Source organism: Pandoraea horticolens (assembly GCF_902459555.1).
In the GTDB taxonomy this organism is placed as follows: Bacteria; Pseudomonadota; Gammaproteobacteria; order Burkholderiales; family Burkholderiaceae; genus Pandoraea; species Pandoraea horticolens.
The window spans coordinates 127,916-145,910 of the sequence record NZ_CABPSM010000004.1 but is presented as its reverse complement, the minus strand read 5'-3'; the positions used below and the strand labels follow the sequence as shown (position 1 = coordinate 145,910).

16 protein-coding genes are annotated in these 17,995 nt (G+C 61.4%); 10 read left to right on the top strand and 6 right to left on the bottom strand.

Annotated features, from left to right (window positions below; genetic code table 11):
- Positions 1-11: 11 nt before the first annotated feature.
- On the bottom strand, positions 12-953 hold the full coding sequence (locus PHO31112_RS09125; protein WP_150620230.1) for a glycine betaine ABC transporter substrate-binding protein: 942 nt from the start codon (positions 951-953) through the stop codon (positions 12-14).
- A gap of 21 nt (positions 954-974) precedes the next feature.
- A complete protein-coding gene (locus tag PHO31112_RS09120; protein ID WP_150620229.1) occupies positions 975-1,709 on the bottom strand; it encodes an ABC transporter permease in 735 nt (244 codons plus the stop codon).
- Between the two features lie 886 nt (positions 1,710-2,595).
- On the opposite strand from PHO31112_RS09120, the gene PHO31112_RS09115 reads away from it, so the two are divergent.
- Positions 2,596-3,963 (top strand): GGDEF domain-containing protein, encoded by a 1,368-nt coding sequence (locus tag PHO31112_RS09115; RefSeq protein WP_150620228.1) that lies wholly within the window; start codon positions 2,596-2,598, stop codon positions 3,961-3,963.
- Between the two features lie 37 nt (positions 3,964-4,000).
- Here the strand turns inward: PHO31112_RS09115 and PHO31112_RS09110 are convergent, their stop codons facing one another.
- Genes PHO31112_RS09110 through PHO31112_RS09095 form a run of 4 tightly spaced genes read right to left on the bottom strand, consistent with a single transcriptional unit; the run spans position 4,001 to position 9,211 of the window.
- Positions 4,001-4,420, bottom strand: coding sequence for a VOC family protein (locus PHO31112_RS09110; RefSeq protein WP_150620227.1), 420 nt, complete (start codon positions 4,418-4,420; stop codon positions 4,001-4,003).
- Positions 4,420-5,964 (bottom strand): SpoVR family protein, encoded by a 1,545-nt coding sequence (locus PHO31112_RS09105; protein WP_150620226.1) that lies wholly within the window; start codon positions 5,962-5,964, stop codon positions 4,420-4,422. Before PHO31112_RS09105 ends, PHO31112_RS09110 begins: the two co-directional genes overlap by 1 nt.
- A 46-nt stretch (positions 5,965-6,010) precedes the next feature.
- Complete coding sequence (locus tag PHO31112_RS09100; RefSeq protein ID WP_150620225.1) at positions 6,011-7,273, bottom strand: YeaH/YhbH family protein; 1,263 nt, start codon at positions 7,271-7,273, stop codon at positions 6,011-6,013.
- Positions 7,274-7,288: 15 nt separating this feature from the next.
- Complete coding sequence (locus tag PHO31112_RS09095) at positions 7,289-9,211, bottom strand: PrkA family serine protein kinase (RefSeq protein WP_150620224.1); 1,923 nt, start codon at positions 9,209-9,211, stop codon at positions 7,289-7,291.
- A 1,046-nt stretch (positions 9,212-10,257) separates the two neighbouring features.
- Here PHO31112_RS09095 and PHO31112_RS27900 point away from each other — a divergent pair.
- The 9 genes from PHO31112_RS27900 to PHO31112_RS09055 all read left to right on the top strand — a co-directional run bounded on the left by PHO31112_RS27900 (position 10,258) and on the right by PHO31112_RS09055 (position 17,993).
- Positions 10,258-10,380, top strand: coding sequence for a hypothetical protein (locus PHO31112_RS27900; RefSeq protein WP_281355088.1), 123 nt, complete (start codon positions 10,258-10,260; stop codon positions 10,378-10,380).
- Positions 10,377-11,192, top strand: coding sequence for a metal ABC transporter ATP-binding protein (locus tag PHO31112_RS09090; protein ID WP_174995635.1), 816 nt, complete (start codon positions 10,377-10,379; stop codon positions 11,190-11,192). Before PHO31112_RS27900 ends, PHO31112_RS09090 begins: the two co-directional genes overlap by 4 nt.
- The gene (locus tag PHO31112_RS09085) at positions 11,189-12,049 is read left to right on the top strand and encodes a metal ABC transporter permease (RefSeq protein ID WP_150620222.1); all 861 of its coding nucleotides are present in this window, start codon (positions 11,189-11,191) and stop codon (positions 12,047-12,049) included. Before PHO31112_RS09090 ends, PHO31112_RS09085 begins: the two co-directional genes overlap by 4 nt.
- A gap of 11 nt (positions 12,050-12,060) precedes the next feature.
- Positions 12,061-13,005, top strand: a complete 945-nt coding sequence (locus PHO31112_RS09080) for a metal ABC transporter substrate-binding protein (RefSeq protein ID WP_150620221.1) — start codon at positions 12,061-12,063, stop codon at positions 13,003-13,005.
- Between the two features lie 199 nt (positions 13,006-13,204).
- Positions 13,205-14,548, top strand: coding sequence for a tRNA (N6-isopentenyl adenosine(37)-C2)-methylthiotransferase MiaB (gene miaB / locus PHO31112_RS09075; protein ID WP_150620220.1), 1,344 nt, complete (start codon positions 13,205-13,207; stop codon positions 14,546-14,548).
- Positions 14,549-14,659: 111 nt separating this feature from the next.
- The gene (locus PHO31112_RS09070) at positions 14,660-15,718 is read left to right on the top strand and encodes a PhoH family protein (protein ID WP_150620219.1); all 1,059 of its coding nucleotides are present in this window, start codon (positions 14,660-14,662) and stop codon (positions 15,716-15,718) included.
- Positions 15,715-16,257 carry an rRNA maturation RNase YbeY gene (ybeY, locus tag PHO31112_RS09065; RefSeq protein ID WP_150620218.1) on the top strand — a complete coding sequence of 181 codons (543 nt, stop codon included), beginning with the start codon at positions 15,715-15,717 and terminating at the stop codon, positions 16,255-16,257. Before PHO31112_RS09070 ends, ybeY begins: the two co-directional genes overlap by 4 nt.
- A gap of 20 nt (positions 16,258-16,277) precedes the next feature.
- Positions 16,278-16,955 (top strand): gamma-glutamylcyclotransferase, encoded by a 678-nt coding sequence (locus PHO31112_RS09060; protein WP_425495169.1) that lies wholly within the window; start codon positions 16,278-16,280, stop codon positions 16,953-16,955.
- 162 nt (positions 16,956-17,117) lie between these two features.
- Positions 17,118-17,993, top strand: a complete 876-nt coding sequence (locus PHO31112_RS09055; protein ID WP_150620216.1) for a CorC family transporter — start codon at positions 17,118-17,120, stop codon at positions 17,991-17,993.
- The last annotated feature ends 2 nt before the right edge of the window (positions 17,994-17,995 follow it).

Genomic DNA, 17,995 nt, shown 5'->3' with positions numbered 1-17,995 from the left:
CGGCATGGCCATCACGGCACCAGCCCTTCCTGCTTGAGGAAGTCTCTCGCTACACGCGACACCGCCCGATGGTCGATGTCGACCTTCGCGTTCATGTCGCTCATGTTCTCGTTGTTGATCTTCGCGGACAGCGCGTTGAGTTCGTCGGCAAGCTTGGGGTTGGCATCGAGCACTTCCTTGCGCACCACGGGCGTGGCGGCGTACGCCGGGAAGAAGCCCTTGTCGTCGGCCAGCACCTTCAGATCGAAACCCTTGTTGCGGCCATCGCTCGTGTAGACGAGACCCGCTTCGATCTGCTCGTTTTTGAGCGCCGTATAGACGAGGCCCGGGTCCATTTGCTTGATGTTGGGTCGCTCGAGATGGAAGCCATAGAGTTGCTCCATCGGCTCGAGACCATCGGCGCGGCCAACGAACTCCATGTCGAAGGCGAACGGCATCTTCGGATTCGCGCGGAATCTGTCGATGAGTTGCGAAACCGTTTCCACGCCCTCTTCGCGGGCGATCTTGCCCGGCATGGCGAAGGCATACGTGTTATTGAGCGCCGACAGATTGAGCCAGACGATGCCGATCTTGCCGTCGAGTGCTTTCACGCGTTCGTAGGCCTGCTGCGAATCGAGCTTCTCGGTGATCTTGTTGTAGACGATCAGCGACGTACCTGTGTATTCCCAGGCGATGTCGAGCTGCTTGCTCTCCAGCCCCTGGCGCATGACCACGCTGCCCAGGCCGTTCTTGAGTTCGACGTCATACCCTTTGCTCCGCAGGTACTGGGCGGTCATCTCGGAGAGAATCAACTGCTCGGTGAAGTTCTTGCCGCCGACGGTGAGCGTTGCGGCATTTGCGGTACCGCCCGCGGCCATCACACCGAGCGCGACGAGTGCGAGACAAGCCGCGCCGAGCAGCCGCATCCAGCGCGGCATGACACCGGCGAGTGTATGAGGAAATGAAACTTGCATGCTTGGAGGGTCTCCTTGGTCTTAGCGCGCCGGGGCGCCGTGACGCGCGAACCAGAGCCCGCTCGTGAAGGCGACGATGCCGTCGAGTACGAGTGCGAGCAGCGCAGTCCCGGCAGCGCCGAGAAGCAGCTTCGTCTGGTCGTTCAGGTAAATGCCGGGGAAGATCAGTTGTCCCAGACTGTCTGCGCCGATCAGGAACGCGAGCGGCGCAGTGCCGACGTTGATCGCGAGGGAAGTGCGAATGCCACCGACGATGACCGGCATGGCGTTGGGCAGATCCACACGAAACAGCACCTGTGCGGGTGTCATGCCCATGCCGCGCGCCGATTCCCGCAACGCGGGCGGCACTTGCCGCAAGCCTTCGTAGGCATTGCGCACGATCGGCAGCAGCGACGCGAGCCACAGCGCCAGAATGGCGGGCCGGTCGCCGATGCCGAGCACGGCCATCGACAATGCCAGCACGGCAAGCGACGGCAGCGTGTTACCGATATTGAAAATCTGTACAGCGCGCTCGGCATGCTTCGCGAACTTGGGCCGTGAGATCAACGCGCCGGCGGGCACGCCGACGGCAATGGCCATCGCCATCGATATCGCCACGAGCTTGAGGTGCTGTTGGGTGTAATACACCAGGTCGCCCCGGTATTTGACAAGCGTATCGACGCCCAGCCAATACACCAGGCCGGTAACTGCTGCGGCCACACCGAGCAGTCCGACGCCGGCCAAATAGAGAATGCGATACTGCTTCGCCACGTTCATGCTCCCTTTGAATGGGTTGGCAGCGCTGTCGCGAGGCAATAGCAGTCGCCCCGCGTGACAACGCGGTCAAACAAGCATGACAACTGTTAGCTGCCTTGCAAATTGTGAAGTGTTCGCTCCGAAGGTCTGTGGAAGACAACGGTGACGAACCAGGCGTCGCGGAATGCGACATGAGAGACAAGCTTTCGACGCTCTGAGCGCCTGGGCCTCTCGGTGCACGCTTATTGAAAACGCGCGAGTGTTTTACCGCACAAACTCATTGAGTGATGGGACCGACCGCCGGCGCAATGAGGAACACCGGCGACGCGTTTGCTTCTGTTGCTATGGTCCAATCGCAGCGATTGGCTTTTTTAATTCTAGTACAGATAGTGCGTCGATGCCAACCCGTTAGCCGCTTTATCGCGATAAATCCCACGTATTTTCAGAAGATGACATCGCACATTCCTCATATAAATCGTACAACGAATTAATTGCGCACTCAGCAATCCCCCGTCATCACTGGCGCTGCGGGTGTCTTGGGGGTCACGTCCCGAATTTCGTCATCTCGATGTTTAGAACAGCGGATCGATGTGCCGCAGAAATTATTGCCCTGCGAGGTAACGAGGTGCTTTCGCGCGCCGGAAAACAGTGCAAAAATCGTCTGTGATTCGCGCTTCCCGGCGGGTCGAACGGGAAATCGACGCGCTCCCTTCGAAACGGATGCCAACCCGGGGAAACTCGTGTATTCTCCAAGGTTTATCTTAGTTTTCAACTATTTAGCGCGAAATCGGGGAACCTGGACGGTAACGTAAGGCTATGACCTTGCGGCCAGTCGCGGGTGCGATAGTTGAACGGTAAAAGGCAATCGTGCGCGAGGCACGAGGTCGTTGATCGGCAAATAACAACTATGAAAAGTACCATCAGCCGTACCGAACAGGGCAATCGCGTTGCCGCGACCACGATCTTGGTGGCCTGCGCCGCGCTCACCCTCGCGGGATTTCTCGCACGCGCGCTCGAAGGCGCGGTGAATCCGTTGTTGACGTTCTTCCTCGTCTCAGCCGGCGGCATTCTCAATCTGTCGACGGCCTGCCTGCTCGGCGTGCAGTATCTCTACAATGGCAAACGGTACTTCGCACAATTCGGATGCGCGTTCCTGCTGCGTGGACTCTTCATGTTCACCGAAGGCGTGTTGCTTGCGAATCAGCTTGCCGGCATGACCACTCACATCACGCGCGCCCCCTTCTGGCTCTGGCTCGTAGCCGAAACCAGCTTCGCCGTGTACGTGATGCTGAGCGTACGCAGTTACTCGCTCACGCGTACCGATCCGCACACGCGTCCCGGCTATTCGGAAGCGGCGCGCTACGGTGCCGTCGTGCTCATCGTCTGGGTGACGGTATCGCTCGCGCTGGTCGGCGCCGGACACACGCTCGTTACGCCGCATCTGGCCGGCGGTGTGAGCATCGAGACCCTCGCACTCGGCTCGCTTTTCGTCGCCTACGTCGCGCTGTGGTGGCGAGTTGCGGCAGTCACCCGGCTCACGCACAAGCTGTTTTTGCTCGTGTGGGTGGTCGTCACCATCTCGCTGTGCCAATTGCTGCTCTGCCTGACTGCCCCCAGTGAAGCCTCTTACCAGTGGTACGCCGCACGCCTTCTCGCACTAGCGTCGCCGGGTGTCGCGACGCTCGCGCTGGTCTGGGAAATCACCCGGCAGTATCAGTCGCTCGCCCTTACGAACACCGATCTGGTCGAGAAAGTCTTCATCGATCCGCTTACCCATATCTACAACCGGCGTTACTTCGACAATCGCATTCGCCTCGTCGTCGAACGTGTTCAGCAGCACGCGATTCCGCTGTCGGTGCTGCTCATCGACATCGATTTCTTCAAGCAGGTGAACGACCGCTACGGACATCCTTTTGGCGACGCCGTGCTCCAGCGCATCGCCAACACGATTCAGCATTGCATTCGTCTGCCGAGCGATTTCGCCGTTCGTCTGGGCGGAGAGGAATTTGCCGTGGTGCTGCCGGAGATCGACGAACACGCCGCGCTTCGCGTGGCTGACCGGATTCGCGAATCGGTCAAACACGCCAGCACGGAACTGCTTCCGCAGACCGCGCGCGAACGAGGCGAAGCGATCACCATCAGCGTAGGCATTGCGTCATGGCTGCCGGGAGGGCCGCTCGTCATCAGTGCGATGCTCGAGCGCGCGGACAAGGCGCTTTATCAGGCCAAGCATAAGGGGCGGGATCAAAGCGTACTGGGACAGATGGCGGCCTGAGCACGCGCGACGCAAGGCGGCGAGGCAGGCAAGATGCTCAGCGATTCGGGCGAGACGGTGGGCCTTTGAGTTCGACGGTATTGCCGTCCGGGTCGACGAGATAGCACGACGGTCCCTCGCCGTGGGCACCGTAGCGTTGCACCACCTCGCCCAGCGTCACACCATGCGAGGCCAGCCCCTGTCGAATGGCCTCACCGTCAAACGGCTCGACGCGCAGACAGAAGTGATCGAGATTGTGCCCTTCCGGGCCGGGCGCAACACCACCGTGGCGGCCGATCTCGCCCGCGACGTCGACCAGATCGATCAGCGCATCGCCCGCGCGCAACTGCACCAGCCCGATATCGGCCTGCACCTTCTCCAGCGTGCAGCCGAGAATATCCATGTAGAAATGCTGAAGCCGGGCGATGTCGTTGGTGCGCAGCACCACGTGATCGAGCGCGACGAACGGAATCTTCATCACGCGCTCAACGCGTAGCGCCGCCGCTTCTCGACCTTGGTCTCATGCGTCATCTCGCTGCGCCCATCTTCGAACACCGTCTCCAGCCGTACCGTGAAACCCCACAGCCGCGCTACGTGCTTGAGCACCTCCTCGAAGCCTTCGTCCAGCGGCTTGCGATCGCTTTGCACGTGCCGCAGTGTAAGCGAACGATCGCCGTGCAGATCCACATGCGAGACCTGAATGTTCGGTTCGAGCTGGCTAAGGTTGTACTGTTGCGCGAGCATCTCGCGGATTTCGCGATAGCCGGTGTCGTTATGGATGGCGGTCACGCGCAGACGGCTGTCGCGGTCGTCATCGAGCACGGAGAACAGCTTCAGATCGCGAATCACCTTCGGCGAGAGGAATTGCTGGATGAAGCTCTCGTCCTTGAAGTTGCGCATGGCGAAGTCGAGCGTCGTGAGCCAGTCGGTGCCCGCGATGTCGGGAGCCCACTCGCGGTCTTCGTCGGTCGGCGTCTCGCACATGCGGCGAATGTCCTGAAACATCGCGAAGCCCAGCGCGTACGGGTTCAGACCGCTGTAATACGGACTGTCGAACGACGGCTGATACACCACGTTCGTATGCGCGTGCAGGAACTCCATCATGAACGAGTCGTTGACGAGCTTCTCCTTGTAGAGCTGCTGCAAGATCGTGTAGTGCCAGAACGTCGCCCAGCCCTCGTTCATCACCTTGGTCTGACGCTGCGGATAAAAGTACTGCGCGAGCTTGCGCACGATGCGCACGATCTCGCGCTGCCACGGGGCGAGCTTGGGCGCGTTCTTCTCGAAGAAGTACAGCAAGTTCTCCTGCGGCTCGCCGGGGAACCGCGGGTCTTCCAACTCGCTGGGGTCGAGCCCATCGTCCTCGTCGTCATCGTGCAAGGCGCGGTGCGGCAACGTGCGCCACAGATCGTTGATCTGCAATTGCAGGTAGTTCTCCCGCTCTTTCTGACGCGCCTGCTCTTGCGCGAGCGACAGCCGCTTCGGCCGCTTGTAACGGTCCACACCGTAGTTCATCAGTGCGTGGCACGAGTCGAGCAGCAACTCGACCGACTGCTCGCCGTAACGCTGTTCGCACTCGGTGATGTAATTGCGCGCGAACAGCAGGTAGTCGACGATGGCGTCGGCACTGGTCCACGTGCGGAAGAGGTAATTGCCCTTGAAGAACGAGTTATGACCGTAGCTGGCGTGCGCGATGGTCAGCGCCTGCATGGTCATGCTGTTCTCCTCCATCAGATACGCGATGCAGGGGTTCGAATTGATGACGATCTCATACGCAAGGCCCATCTGTCCGCGCTTGTAACCGCGCTCGGACGACAGAAAGTGCTTGCCATACGACCAGTGGTGGTAGCCGATGGGCAGGCCCACGGTCGCGTAGGCGTCAAGCATCTGCTCGGCGGTGATGATCTCGATCTGATTCGGATACGTGTCGAGCTTGAAGTCGGCCGCGATGCGCGCGATCTCGTGCTCATAACGTTGAATCAGTTCAAACGTCCATTCCGATCCGGTGGATATATACGCCATGATGCGTCCTCGTTGCCCTCGTTGGGGTATCGACGCGGGACCGTTTTCAGGCCGCCTTCTTCTTGAACAAATCGTGCAGCACCGGATAGATCTCGGCGGCTTCCATGATGCGTTGCATCGCGAAATTCGGATGCTGCTGCTTGACCGACAGGTATTCGTTCCACAGGTTCTGCGGCTCGGCGCTGGCCACCTCCACATACGCGAAGTACTGCACGGCTGGCATGATCGTCTGATTCAGGATATCGCGGCAGATCGGCGAATCCCCGTCCCAGTTATCGCCGTCGGACACCTGCGCCCCGTAGATATTCCAGTCGCTCGGCGAGTAACGATCCGCGATGATTTCCGTCATCAGCTTGAGCGCGCTCGAGACCACAGTGCCGCCCGATTCGCGCGCGTAGAAGAAGTCGTCTTCGTTGACCTCTTTCGCTGTGGTGTGGTGACGGATCAACACCAGATCGATGCGCTCATAGTTATGCCGCAGGAACAGATAGAGCAGCATGAAGAAGCGCTTGGCGAGATCCTTGCGGCTCTGATCCATCGAACCGGAAACGTCCATCAGACAGAACATGACGGCCTGCGCCTGCGGACGCGGTTGCATGACCCGGTTCGAGTAGCGCAGATCGAGCTTCTCGATATACGGAATCGCTTCGACGCGGGTACGAAGATGCGTGATCTCGTGCGCCAGCGCCAACGCACGCGGCGACGTGTCGCCTTCGCGCGAGACGATGTCCTCATATTCGGCTTCCAGCTCGCGCAACTGCTTGCGATAGGGTGCCGTGAGTGCGATGCGGCGCCCCAGCGAGCTGCGCATCGTACGAATGACGTTCAGGTTCGACGGCGTACCGTCGATCGAATAGCCTGCACGGACCTTGCGGAACTCCGGAATCTGCGCGAGACGCCGCTTCGCGAGATCCGGCAGGGCCATATCCTCGAAGAAGAATTTCAGGAACTCCTCGCGCGAAAGGTTGAAGACGAAATCGTCCTCGCCCTCTCCCGAGTCGCTGGCGCGGCTTCCGCCGCCACCGGCCCCCGACTGCGGACGCTCGAAGTTGTCGCCCACCACGAACTCGCGATTGCCGGGATGCACCATCTCCCGCCGCCCGCCGGGCCCGTGGTGGAACAACGGTTCCGAAATGTCCTTGACCGGGATCGAGACCTGTCCGCTGCCATCGATATCGGTAATCTTGCGCCCGCCCACCGCCTTCGCCACCGCGCGACGAATCTGATCGCGGTAGCGTTTGATGAAACGCTGCTGGTTGATGGCGCTTTTGTTCTTGCCGTTTTGCCGTCTGTCGATGATTGCTGACATTGTGGCCCCGATGATTTACGAGGATTTCCGCACGCGCAGGTACCATTCCACGAGCAGGCGAACCTGCTTCGGGGTATAGCCTTTTTCCACCATTCGGTTGACAAAGTTGGCGTGCTTTTCCTGATCCTCTTTGGACGACTTCGCGTTGAACGAGATCACCGGCAGCAAATCCTCGGTGGTCGAGAACATGCGCTTCTCGATGACCGCCCGCAGCTTCTCGTAGCTCGTCCAGAGCGGATTCTTGCCCGCGTTGTTCGCGCGTGCGCGCAGGACGAAGTTGACGATCTCGTTGCGGAAGTCCTTCGGATTGGTGATCCCGGCCGGTTTCTCGACCTTCTCCAGTTCGTCGTTGAGCGCGTTGCGATCAAGAATCTCACCGGTATTCGGGTCGCGATACTCCTGATCCTGAATCCAGAGATCCGCGAAATTCACGTAGCGATCGAAGATGTTCTGGCCGTACTCCGAGTACGACTCGAGATACGCGGTCTGAATCTCCTTGCCGATGAATTCGACAAACGGCGCGGTCAGATACTCCTTGATATAGGAGAGATAGCGCTTTTCGACTTCGCCGGGGTACTGCTCGCGCTCGATCTGTTGTTCGAGCACGTACAGCATGTGCACCGGATTGGCCGCCACTTCGGTATTGTCGAAATTGAAAACTTTCGACAATACCTTGAAGGCGAAGCGCGTGGACATGCCCGTCATCCCCTCGTCGACACCGGCGTAGTCGCGATACTCTTGATACGACTTGGCCTTCGGGTCGATATCCTTGAGGTTTTCACCGTCGTAGACGCGAACCTTAGAGAAGATGTTGGAGTTCTCGGGCTCTTTCAAACGCGTAAGCACCGCGAACTGGGCAAGCATCTTGAGCACGTTCGGCGCACGCGGTGCGTTGGCGAGCGAGCTGTTCTTCACGAGCTTCTCGTAAATCTTCACCTCGTCGGTCACGCGCAGGCAGTACGGTACCTTCACGATGTAGATACGATCGAGGAAAGCCTCGTTATTACGGTTGCCCTTGAAGCTCTGCCATTCGGCCTCGTTCGAGTGCGCGAGCACGATACCGTCGAACGGAATCGCACCGAACCCTTCCGTGCCCTTGTAATTGCCCTCCTGCGTGGCGGTCAGCAGCGGGTGGAGCACCTTGATCGGCGCCTTGAACATTTCGACGAATTCGAGCAGGCCGCGGTTGGCCAGGCACAGACCGCCGGAATACGAGTAGGCGTCCGGGTCGTCCTGCGGATACTCCTCGAGCTTGCGAATGTCGACCTTACCGACGAGCGACGAGATGTCCTGATTGTTCTCGTCCCCCGGCTCGGTCTTCGCAATCGCGATCTGTTGCAGCACCGACGGGCGCACCTTCACCACGCGGAACTTGGTGATGTCGCCGTTGAATTCGTTCAGACGCTTGGTGGCCCACGGCGACGGAATCGTATTCAGATACCGTACCGGGATGCCGAAGTCCTCTTCCAGAATCTTGCCGTCTTCCTCGGGCGAGAACAGGCCCAGAGGTGACTCGTGCACTGGCGATCCTTTCAGGCAATAGATGGGCACATCCTCCATCAATGCCTTCAGTTTCTCGGCCAGCGATGACTTGCCGCCTCCCGGAGGCCCAAGCAGGTACAGAATCTGTTTGCGCTCTTCGAGCCCTTGCGCGGCGTGTTTGAAGAACGAGACGATTTGCTCGATCGTGTCTTCCATGCCGTAGAACTCACGGAAGGCAGGATAGATCTTGATGATCTTGTTCGAGAACAACCGCGAGAGCCGCGGGTCGTGGTGCGTGTCGATAAGCTCAGGCTCACCGATGGCGCTCAGCATACGCTCGGCTGCCGTCGCATACGCTGTCGAGTCTTTCTTACAGATCTCCAGATATTCCTGGATGCTGTATTCCTCTTCCTTGCGTGCTTCGAAACGTGTCGTGTAGTGGCTGAAAATATCCATATGCATCACCCCCCGCCTCATCGGAAAACATCGCAAAACGATGTCCGCTCTGTTGCCTAAGATCCGGATGACTGCGCAATGGTTTCGATCTGGCTCACTACATGCCGGAGCGACTTTCGCGAAACCTTTCGCACTGTCCCCTCCCTTACATGAACGACTCAAAATCGGTTTAGGTTGACTTTAAACTTGTCACTGAAAATTGCAACCAAAATTGCAACCGTTAACTCATCATATGCATAAACAAAAAAACTGTCGCTAGATATTTCCCGCATCGCTAAGTATTGCCGACAACCCGCATTCCACAAGGGTTTTCGCCTCATCTACGCACTGCGCACGTAGATCGAAATACATTAGGATTCAAGGGGCTTTTCCAGCACTCTCGCACGCATTGCGCACTCGGGTTTGTCTGCATTCCGAGGGGCTTCGATGCACCGTAAATTCATTACGGAATCCTACCTATTAGGCAGAACTTCTACCCAACGTTCGATTCGCGACGTGCAATGTTTGCGGAAAAAAAGTGGGCTGCCCGACGACGTCGACGAATGCGAAGACGTGGGCGCGTGACGGCGTGCTTTCCTGTCGAGGCGACGCGACTGCGCGAAGTCGCGAAGGTCGTGCGATCATCACGCGTCGGCGCGGGGTGTCGCGGGCGGAAAGTCGAAGACGGCCGGTTATCTGAACGGGCGAACCTCCTCGGCGGCGACGGCTGCCGGTGGCGCCTCTCGGTCCCCTCGCCAGATACTCTGACTCGGGTCACCGCGCTGCACCATGCCACCGTCTCATCGATGCCTTGCATATTGCCGATCTCTGGAATGAAGCGAACAGCGTGCCAGTCGATCAGGCGTGAACCCATGTTACGCCGGTTCACCAAAATGTGCTGCGTTGATATGTAACGCGTTGTGTCCTGGCAAGTTCACAGGCGTTCTACGCCGTCCGGCGCGCTCGTTCGATGCCAGCGGCGCCATGGGTCGATTCATGCCATAATGCAACCTTGTTGCATTTATTACACAGTTGCAATCTGTGTCTGGGCATCGCCCGTCTCACCCATGATCCGTTTTTCCGTTTGGCTCTACCGTCTCGCTGGCTGGGAACGAACGGCACTGACACTGTTCGTGCTCGTGCCGCTGTGGGCGCTCGTTTTCTGGGCGTTGCAAGGAATTACCTCGTGATCGGCTGCCAAGACCTCTCGGTTCACTTCGGGCCGAACACCGCGCTGGAGGATGTCAGCGCCACGTTCGCCCCCGGCGTGCTCTCCGCCGTCGTTGGCCCTAACGGCGGCGGCAAGACCACCCTGCTGCGTGCGCTCGCGGGCTTGCAGAAGGCATCGAAGGGCAAGATCGTTTGCGATGGGCCGGTAGCCTATCTCTCGCAGCGGCCCGAAACCGATCACCGGTTCCCCATGTGCGTCGAGGAATATGTGTTGACCGGCACGTGGCGACGCACGGGAGACGCACGGCGCCTCGGACGCGTCGAATTCGACTGGGCTCACGACGCCCTCGCCCGCGTCGGCCTTGCAGACAAACGCGCTCAGCCCCTGGAAGTCTTGTCGGGCGGCCAATGGCAGCGCGCCCGCTTTGCGCGGCTGATCGTGGAAGACGCGCCCATCGTTTTGCTGGATGAACCGCTCACAGGGATCGATGTCCCGTCGGCGGAACTGTTACTCGCGTTGCTGGACCAATGGCGCAACGAGGGACGCACCGTGGTCACGGTGCTTCACGACCTGCCGCTTGTGCTCGAACGCTTCTCGCATGTCGCCGTGATGGCCGGCCGCCTAGTGGCCTCGGGTGCACCGGCACAGTGTCTGCACGGAGGACTGCCGTCTGCCGACACCGCCGGCGGCGGTACGCATACTGGCCTGTGGGGCGCCGGAGGCTACACCGCCCGCGTGGCGGGCACGGTATCGGCATCCCCCGCCCTCCCCGCCTACGGTGGCACGCCCGCGCCGGGCGCAGTCGTCATAACGCGAGGTAGCCCCCGATGAGCGCGATGCTGGATTGGCTCGTCGGCCCGTTCTCGGAGTTCGACTTCATGCGGCATGCCCTCGTGGGCAGCCTCGCGCTGTCGATCGGGTGCACGCCGGTGGGCGTGTTCCTGCTGCTGCGCCGCATGAGCCTGATGGGAGATTCGCTCTCGCACGCGGTGCTGCCAGGGGCGGCCATCGGGTACCTGATCGGCGGGCTGTCGCTGCCCTGGATGGCGGGCGGCGGCATGGTAGCCGGCCTGCTCGTGGCACTGCTAGCGGGGCTGTCGAGCCGCCGCACGCGGCTCGATGAAGGCGCGTCGTTTGCGGGCTTCTATCTACTGGCGCTGGCCGGTGGCGTGGTGATCGTCTCCAAATGGGGCAACAGCGTCGATCTGATGCACTTGCTCTTCGGTTCGGTGCTGGCGGTGGACGACCCATCGCTCGTCCTCGTCGCCGCGATCGCGACCGTGACGCTCCTCTGGTTCGGGTGGCATTATCGCGGTCTTGTGCTCGATAGCGCCGATCCGGCCTTCCTCGGCGGGCAAGGCAAGAGCGTGATGCGCTATCACCTCGGCTTTACCGTGCTGACGGTGATGAACCTCGTGGCCGGCTTTCAGGCGATGGGCACGCTCATGGCCGTAGGACTGATGATGCTGCCGGCGGCCACCGCCCGGCTCGTCGCCCGCACGCTGCCGGGCATGCTGCTCGTGGCCTGGCTGGTCGCGAGCGCATCGAGCGTGATCGGGCTGCTGATTTCGTATTACCTGGCCTGTCCCTCGGGACCGGCCATCGTTTTGACGGCGGGCATCGCCTATCTGGGCGCACTGCTTGCCACGGCGGGCCATGCCAATGCGGCGAAGGCTCCGGCGCTTTAAGAGAGGAAAACATGTTCGGATTGGGTAAGTGGGACAGCAACGCGTCGGGCGGCAAATCGTGGTTTGGCGCAGGGCTTCTCGCCACAATGTTCGCCCTGACGCTGGCGCTTGCCGGTCCGGCACGCGCGCAGGACACGCGCCTGCCCGTCGGCGCGAGCTTCAGCATCCTGGCCGACATCGTGAAGGTGGTCGGCGGCGACCGGGTCGACGTCACCACACTCGTCGGCCCCGATCAGGACACGCACGTCTATGAGCCGACCCCGGCCGACGTCGCCAAGATCTCCGGCACCAAACTCTTCTTCGTGAATGGCCTGGGCTTCGAGGGCTGGCTGCCCCGCCTGATGAAATCGAGCCACTATCCCGGCACGCTCGTTACCGTCACGAAGGGCCTCAAGCCCCGCACCATGGTCGACGACGGCAAGACCGTGACCGATCCGCACATGTTCCAGGACCCTGAGCGCGTGAAGGCGATGGTCGTCAATATCGCGGCCGCCCTGTCGCAGGCCGATCCGGCGGGCAGCACCTACTATGCGGAACGTGCCAAGAACTATCAGGGCGCGCTCGACGACCTGATTATCTGGGCGAACAAGCAACTCGCGCCGATTCCGCCCGCGCGCCGCGTGGTGCTGACCTCGCATGATGCATTCGGCTATCTCGGCCAGCGCTTCGGCATCAAGTTCCTCGCCCCGGAGGGCGTGTCGACGGAAAGCGAAGCCAGCGCCAAGGATGTGGCGAACCTGATCCGCGTGATCCGCCGCACGGGCATCAAGGCGGTCTTCATGGAGAACATCTCCAATCCGCGTCTGGTCCAGCGTATCGCCAAGGATGCCAAGGTGACTGTCGACGGCAAACTCTACTCCGACGCCCTGTCGCAGAATCCGGAAGCCACGACCTACCTCCAGTTGTTCCAGCACAACATCCGCGCGGTGGCCGCCGCGATGAAGGACAACCGCTAGTCTCGCTGCGCTCCCCCGCGGTGCACGCGGTATAATGCGTGCACCACACACCGGCCCCGCCAAGGAGGTCCGGACAGGCCGGCCACGCCGGCTTTTGCGTTTGGAGCACCGCATTTCTCTCGCGGCCCGGCAAGACTGAACCCCTGAAACATCCAATACGGACGCCCCCAGGTTAACCACTGCGAACGGCGCACACTCAATGGCAAAGAAGATTTACATCAAGACGTTCGGCTGTCAGATGAACGAGTACGACTCCGACAAGATGGCGGACGTGCTCGGCGCAGCCGAAGGTCTCGAAAAGACCGATTCCCCCGAAGACGCCGACGTCATCCTGTTCAACACTTGCTCCGTGCGCGAAAAGGCGCAGGAAAAAGTGTTCTCGGATCTGGGCCGCATGCGTGCGCTCAAGGAAATCAAGCCGGATCTGGTGATCGGCGTGGGCGGCTGCGTCGCCAGCCAGGAAGGCGCCGCGATCGTGCAGCGCGCCCCGTACGTGGACGTAGTGTTCGGCCCGCAAACGCTGCACCGCCTGCCGCAGATGCTCGAAGCGCGTCGCGCCACCGGCCGCTCGCAGGTCGACATCTCGTTCCCGGAAATCGAAAAGTTCGACCACCTGCCGCCGGCCAAGGTCGAGGGCGCTACGGCGTTCGTCTCGATCATGGAAGGCTGCTCGAAATATTGCAGCTACTGTGTGGTGCCCTACACGCGTGGCGACGAAGTGTCGCGCCCGTTTGAAGACGTGCTGACCGAGATCGCCGGTCTGGCTGAGCAAGGCGTGCGCGAAATCACGCTGTTGGGCCAGAACGTGAACGCCTATCGCGGCCTGATGGCCGACGGCGAAATCGCCGACTTCGCGTTGCTCATCGAATACGTGGCCGAAGTGCCGGGCATCGAGCGTATCCGCTACACGACCAGCCACCCGAAGGAATTCACGCAGCGCCTGATCGACACCTACGCCAAGGTGCCCAAGCTGGTGAGTCATTTGCACCTGCCCGTGCAGCACGGCGCCGACCGCGTGCTCTCCGCGATGAAGCGGGGCTATACCGTGCTGGAATACAAGTCGATCATCCGCCGCCTGCGTCAGGTTCGCCCCGACATGTCGATGTCGTCGGACTTCATCGTCGGTTTCCCCGGCGAGACGGAAGAGGATTTCGACAAGTTGATGGCCATGATTCACGAGATCGGTTACGACACGAGCTTCTCGTTCATCTACAGCCCGCGCCCCGGCACACCGGCCGCCAACCTGCCGGACGACACGCCGCGCGAAGTCAAGCTGCGCCGTCTGCAACACTTGCAGGCCGTGATCGAGGAAAACGCCGCGCGCATCAGCCAGAGCATGGTTGGCTCGCGTCAGCGCATTCTCGTCGAAGGCGTCTCGCGCAAGGACCCTAACGAACTGCAAGGCCGCACGGAGAACAACCGCGTGGTGAACTTCCCCGTGCCCGAGGCGCAACGCGCCAGCCTGATCGGCCAGATGACCGAGGTCGTGATCACGTTCGCCTACCCGCACTCGTTGCGTGGCGAACTGGTCACCACGCACTGAGCGAAATTTGCGAATATGAACGGACCCGGCAGTCCCTGGCGCACACACCGCATCCCCGAGCCTGCCCCCGGCGACTCCATCGAACGACCTGAACAGGCACCCGACCGGATCTTGAAAGCACCCGCCCAAGAATTCACCGCCCCGCGCGACGACAATCGCCGTTTGGCCAACCTTTGCGGCCCGTTAGACGAAAACCTGCGCCAGATCGAACAGGCGCTCGACGTCTCGATTTCCCGGCGCGGCCATCGCTTCTCCGTTCGCGGCAAGAGCGCCGTGATCGCCACCCAAGCCCTCGAGAGCTTCTACAACCGCGCCACCGAACCGTTGTCCGTCGACGACATTCAGTTGGGGCTGGTGGAATCGCGTCAGGGCCTCGTGCCGACTGTGCGTCACGGCGACGACAACCCGTTTGCCGCCGGCGAGACCGAAGACGGCTCGCCCGTGCTGCACACGCGCCGTAGCGACCTGCACGGCCGCACCCCGGCACAGCGCGATTACCTCAAACAGATCCTCTCGCACGACGTAACGTTCGGCATCGGCCCGGCCGGTACCGGCAAGACCTATCTGGCCGTGGCGTGCGCCGTCGACGCGCTCGAGCGCGACGCCGTCAAGCGCATCGTGCTCACGCGTCCGGCCGTGGAAGCGGGCGAGCGTCTGGGCTTCCTGCCCGGCGATCTCGCACAGAAGGTCGATCCGTACCTGCGCCCGCTCTACGACGCGCTTTACGACCTGCTCGGCTTCGACAAGACGCAGAAGTATTTCGAAAAGCAGATGATCGAAATCGCGCCGCTCGCGTATATGCGCGGCCGAACGCTCAATCACGCGTTCATCATCCTGGACGAAGCGCAGAACACCACGCCCGAACAGATGAAGATGTTCCTCACGCGTATCGGTTTCGGCAGCAAGGCCGTCGTGACCGGCGACACTACGCAGGTCGATCTGCCGCGCGGTCAGAAGAGCGGCCTGACGGAAGCGCAACTGATCCTGAAAAACGTTCGCGGCATCGCCATGACCTGCTTCACCAGCGTGGACGTGGTGCGTCACCCGCTGGTCGCACGCATCGTCGAAGCGTACGACGCCCATATGCAGCACGCCGAAGCCGGGCTGGATCTGCCGGAATCGACCGAGCGCGAACGGCGCGACGGCCACGGGCCGCGAGGCAAGGCATGAGCGAGCGGGCCCCACGTTCGCCACGCCACGCGCTCACGTTGAACAGCCAGTTCGTCGCCGGCCCGGCGTTCGCCACGCACAAGGCGCTGCTCTCACGTACCACCGTGCGCCGCTGGGTGCAGGCTGCGCTGCTGGCCGACGCCGAACTGACGCTGCGCTTCGTCGGCGCCGAAGAAGGCCAGACGCTCAATCGCGGCTATCGCGGCAAGGACTACGCCACCAACGTGCTCACGTTTGCCTACGCGCAAGACGAAAGCGATCCGGTGACCGGCGACATCGTGCTGTGCTGCCCGGTTGTCGAGCGCGAGGCGGCCGAGCAAGGGATTTCGCTCGAAGCGCACTACGCCCATCTGATCGTGCACGGCGTGCTCCACGCGCAGGGTTACGACCACGAAGCGGACGACGAGGCGCAGGAGATGGAAGGTCTGGAGACGGAGATCCTCACCGGTCTCGGTTACGCCGCCCCCTATGCGTCGGAAAAGTCCGCCCCCGCCACCCCAGCCAACATCAGGATGCCGGCAAAGCCGCGCCGCGCCTGATCCCACATCGTATGGACCGCATGCCCGATCGCCCGACCGACTCCGAGACGCCACCGGCCAGCATGTCGAGCGGGCCGGGATGCACCACGTATCCGCCCGACATCGGGTTGGGCCGACACCTGACGCCGGAAGAACTCTCATCGTCGCTCGACGCGGTGCTGACCGGCTGGGATGGTCATCAGGATCTGTGGATCTTCGCGTACGGCTCGCTCATCTGGAACCCCGGTCTGCCCGTCGAGGAGAGCCAGCGTGCACGCGTGTACGGCTACCACCGGGGGCTGTATCTGTGGTCGCGCGTGAATCGCGGCACGCCTGAACAACCGGGGCTCGTGCTCGCACTCGACCGTGGCGGTTCGTGTGCGGGCGTGGCGCTGAGACTCTCGGCCGCCAAGGCGCGAACCGAACTCGAAACGCTCTGGTATCGCGAGATGGCGATGGGCTCGTATCGTCCCGCGTGGCTCAACTGCGTGCTCGCCGATGGCCGCACCGCCCCCGCCCTCGCGTTCGTCATGCGACGCGACGTGAAAAGCTACGCGGGCCGCCTGCCCGACGACATCATCCGCAAGGTCTTCGATCAGGCACAGGGACGCTACGGCACGACACGGGATTACGTCACGCGCACGGTCAAGGCGCTGCGCGAAGCCGGTATGCCCGACCCGGCGCTGGAAGCCGTATTGCACCGCTGCGGTGCACGCTGAAATGCGCTGGAACGCCCGGCATGCGCTGAAATCCACAGCATCGCCCGGCGGCGAACACTGAATGACGAAACGCCGCAGCCCTGTCGCGGAGATGCCGCACATCTGGTGTATCCTTGAGTTTCCTGTAACAGCTCGGCGTCCGCCCAACTTGGACGCGCCGTCATGAACGACCCTTATCCCAGTCGACCCGGTCGAAAAAACCCTGATAAACCTCGCTCTTTGCTCGAACGCCTCACCGATCTGATCTCCCCAGAGCCGGAGTCGCGCGCAGAGTTGCTCGAAATTCTGCAAGACGCCCACGCCCGTAACCTGATGGACGCCGACTCTCTGGCGATGATCGAGGGCGTATTCCAGGTGGCCGATCTGTGTGCACGCGACATCATGGTGCCGCGCGCGCAAATGGACGCCATCAACATCGAACAGACGCCCGAAGCCTTCGTCCCGTTCGTGCTGGAACAGGCTCACTCGCGCTATCCCGTCTTCGAGGGAAATCGCGACAACATCATCGGCATTCTGCTCGCGAAGGATCTGCTGCGTTACTACGCAAATCACGATTTCGACGTGCGCGACATGCTGCGCCCGGCCGTGTTCATTCCTGAGTCGAAGCGCCTGAACGTGCTGTTGCACGACTTCCGCGTCAATCGCAATCACATCGCCATCGTCGTGGACGAATACGGCGGCGTGGCGGGTCTCATCACCATTGAAGACGTGCTCGAGCAAATCGTCGGCGACATCGAGGACGAATACGACTTCGATGAAGAAGAAGACAACATCATCGCCGCGCCCGACGGGACGTATCGCATTCGTGCGCTGACCGAGATCGAGCAGTTCAACGAAGCCTTCGGCACGCAGTTCGTTGATGCTGAAAACGACACGATCGGCGGTATGATCACGCACCAGTTCGGCCGTGTGCCGCGCCGCGGTGAGCGTATGCGCATCGGCAATCTCGTGTTCGAAGTCATGCGCGCCGACGGCCGTCAGGTCCACATGCTGCTGTTGCGGCGCGTGGAGCCGGCGCCTGCCATTCAGCCCGAGTAACC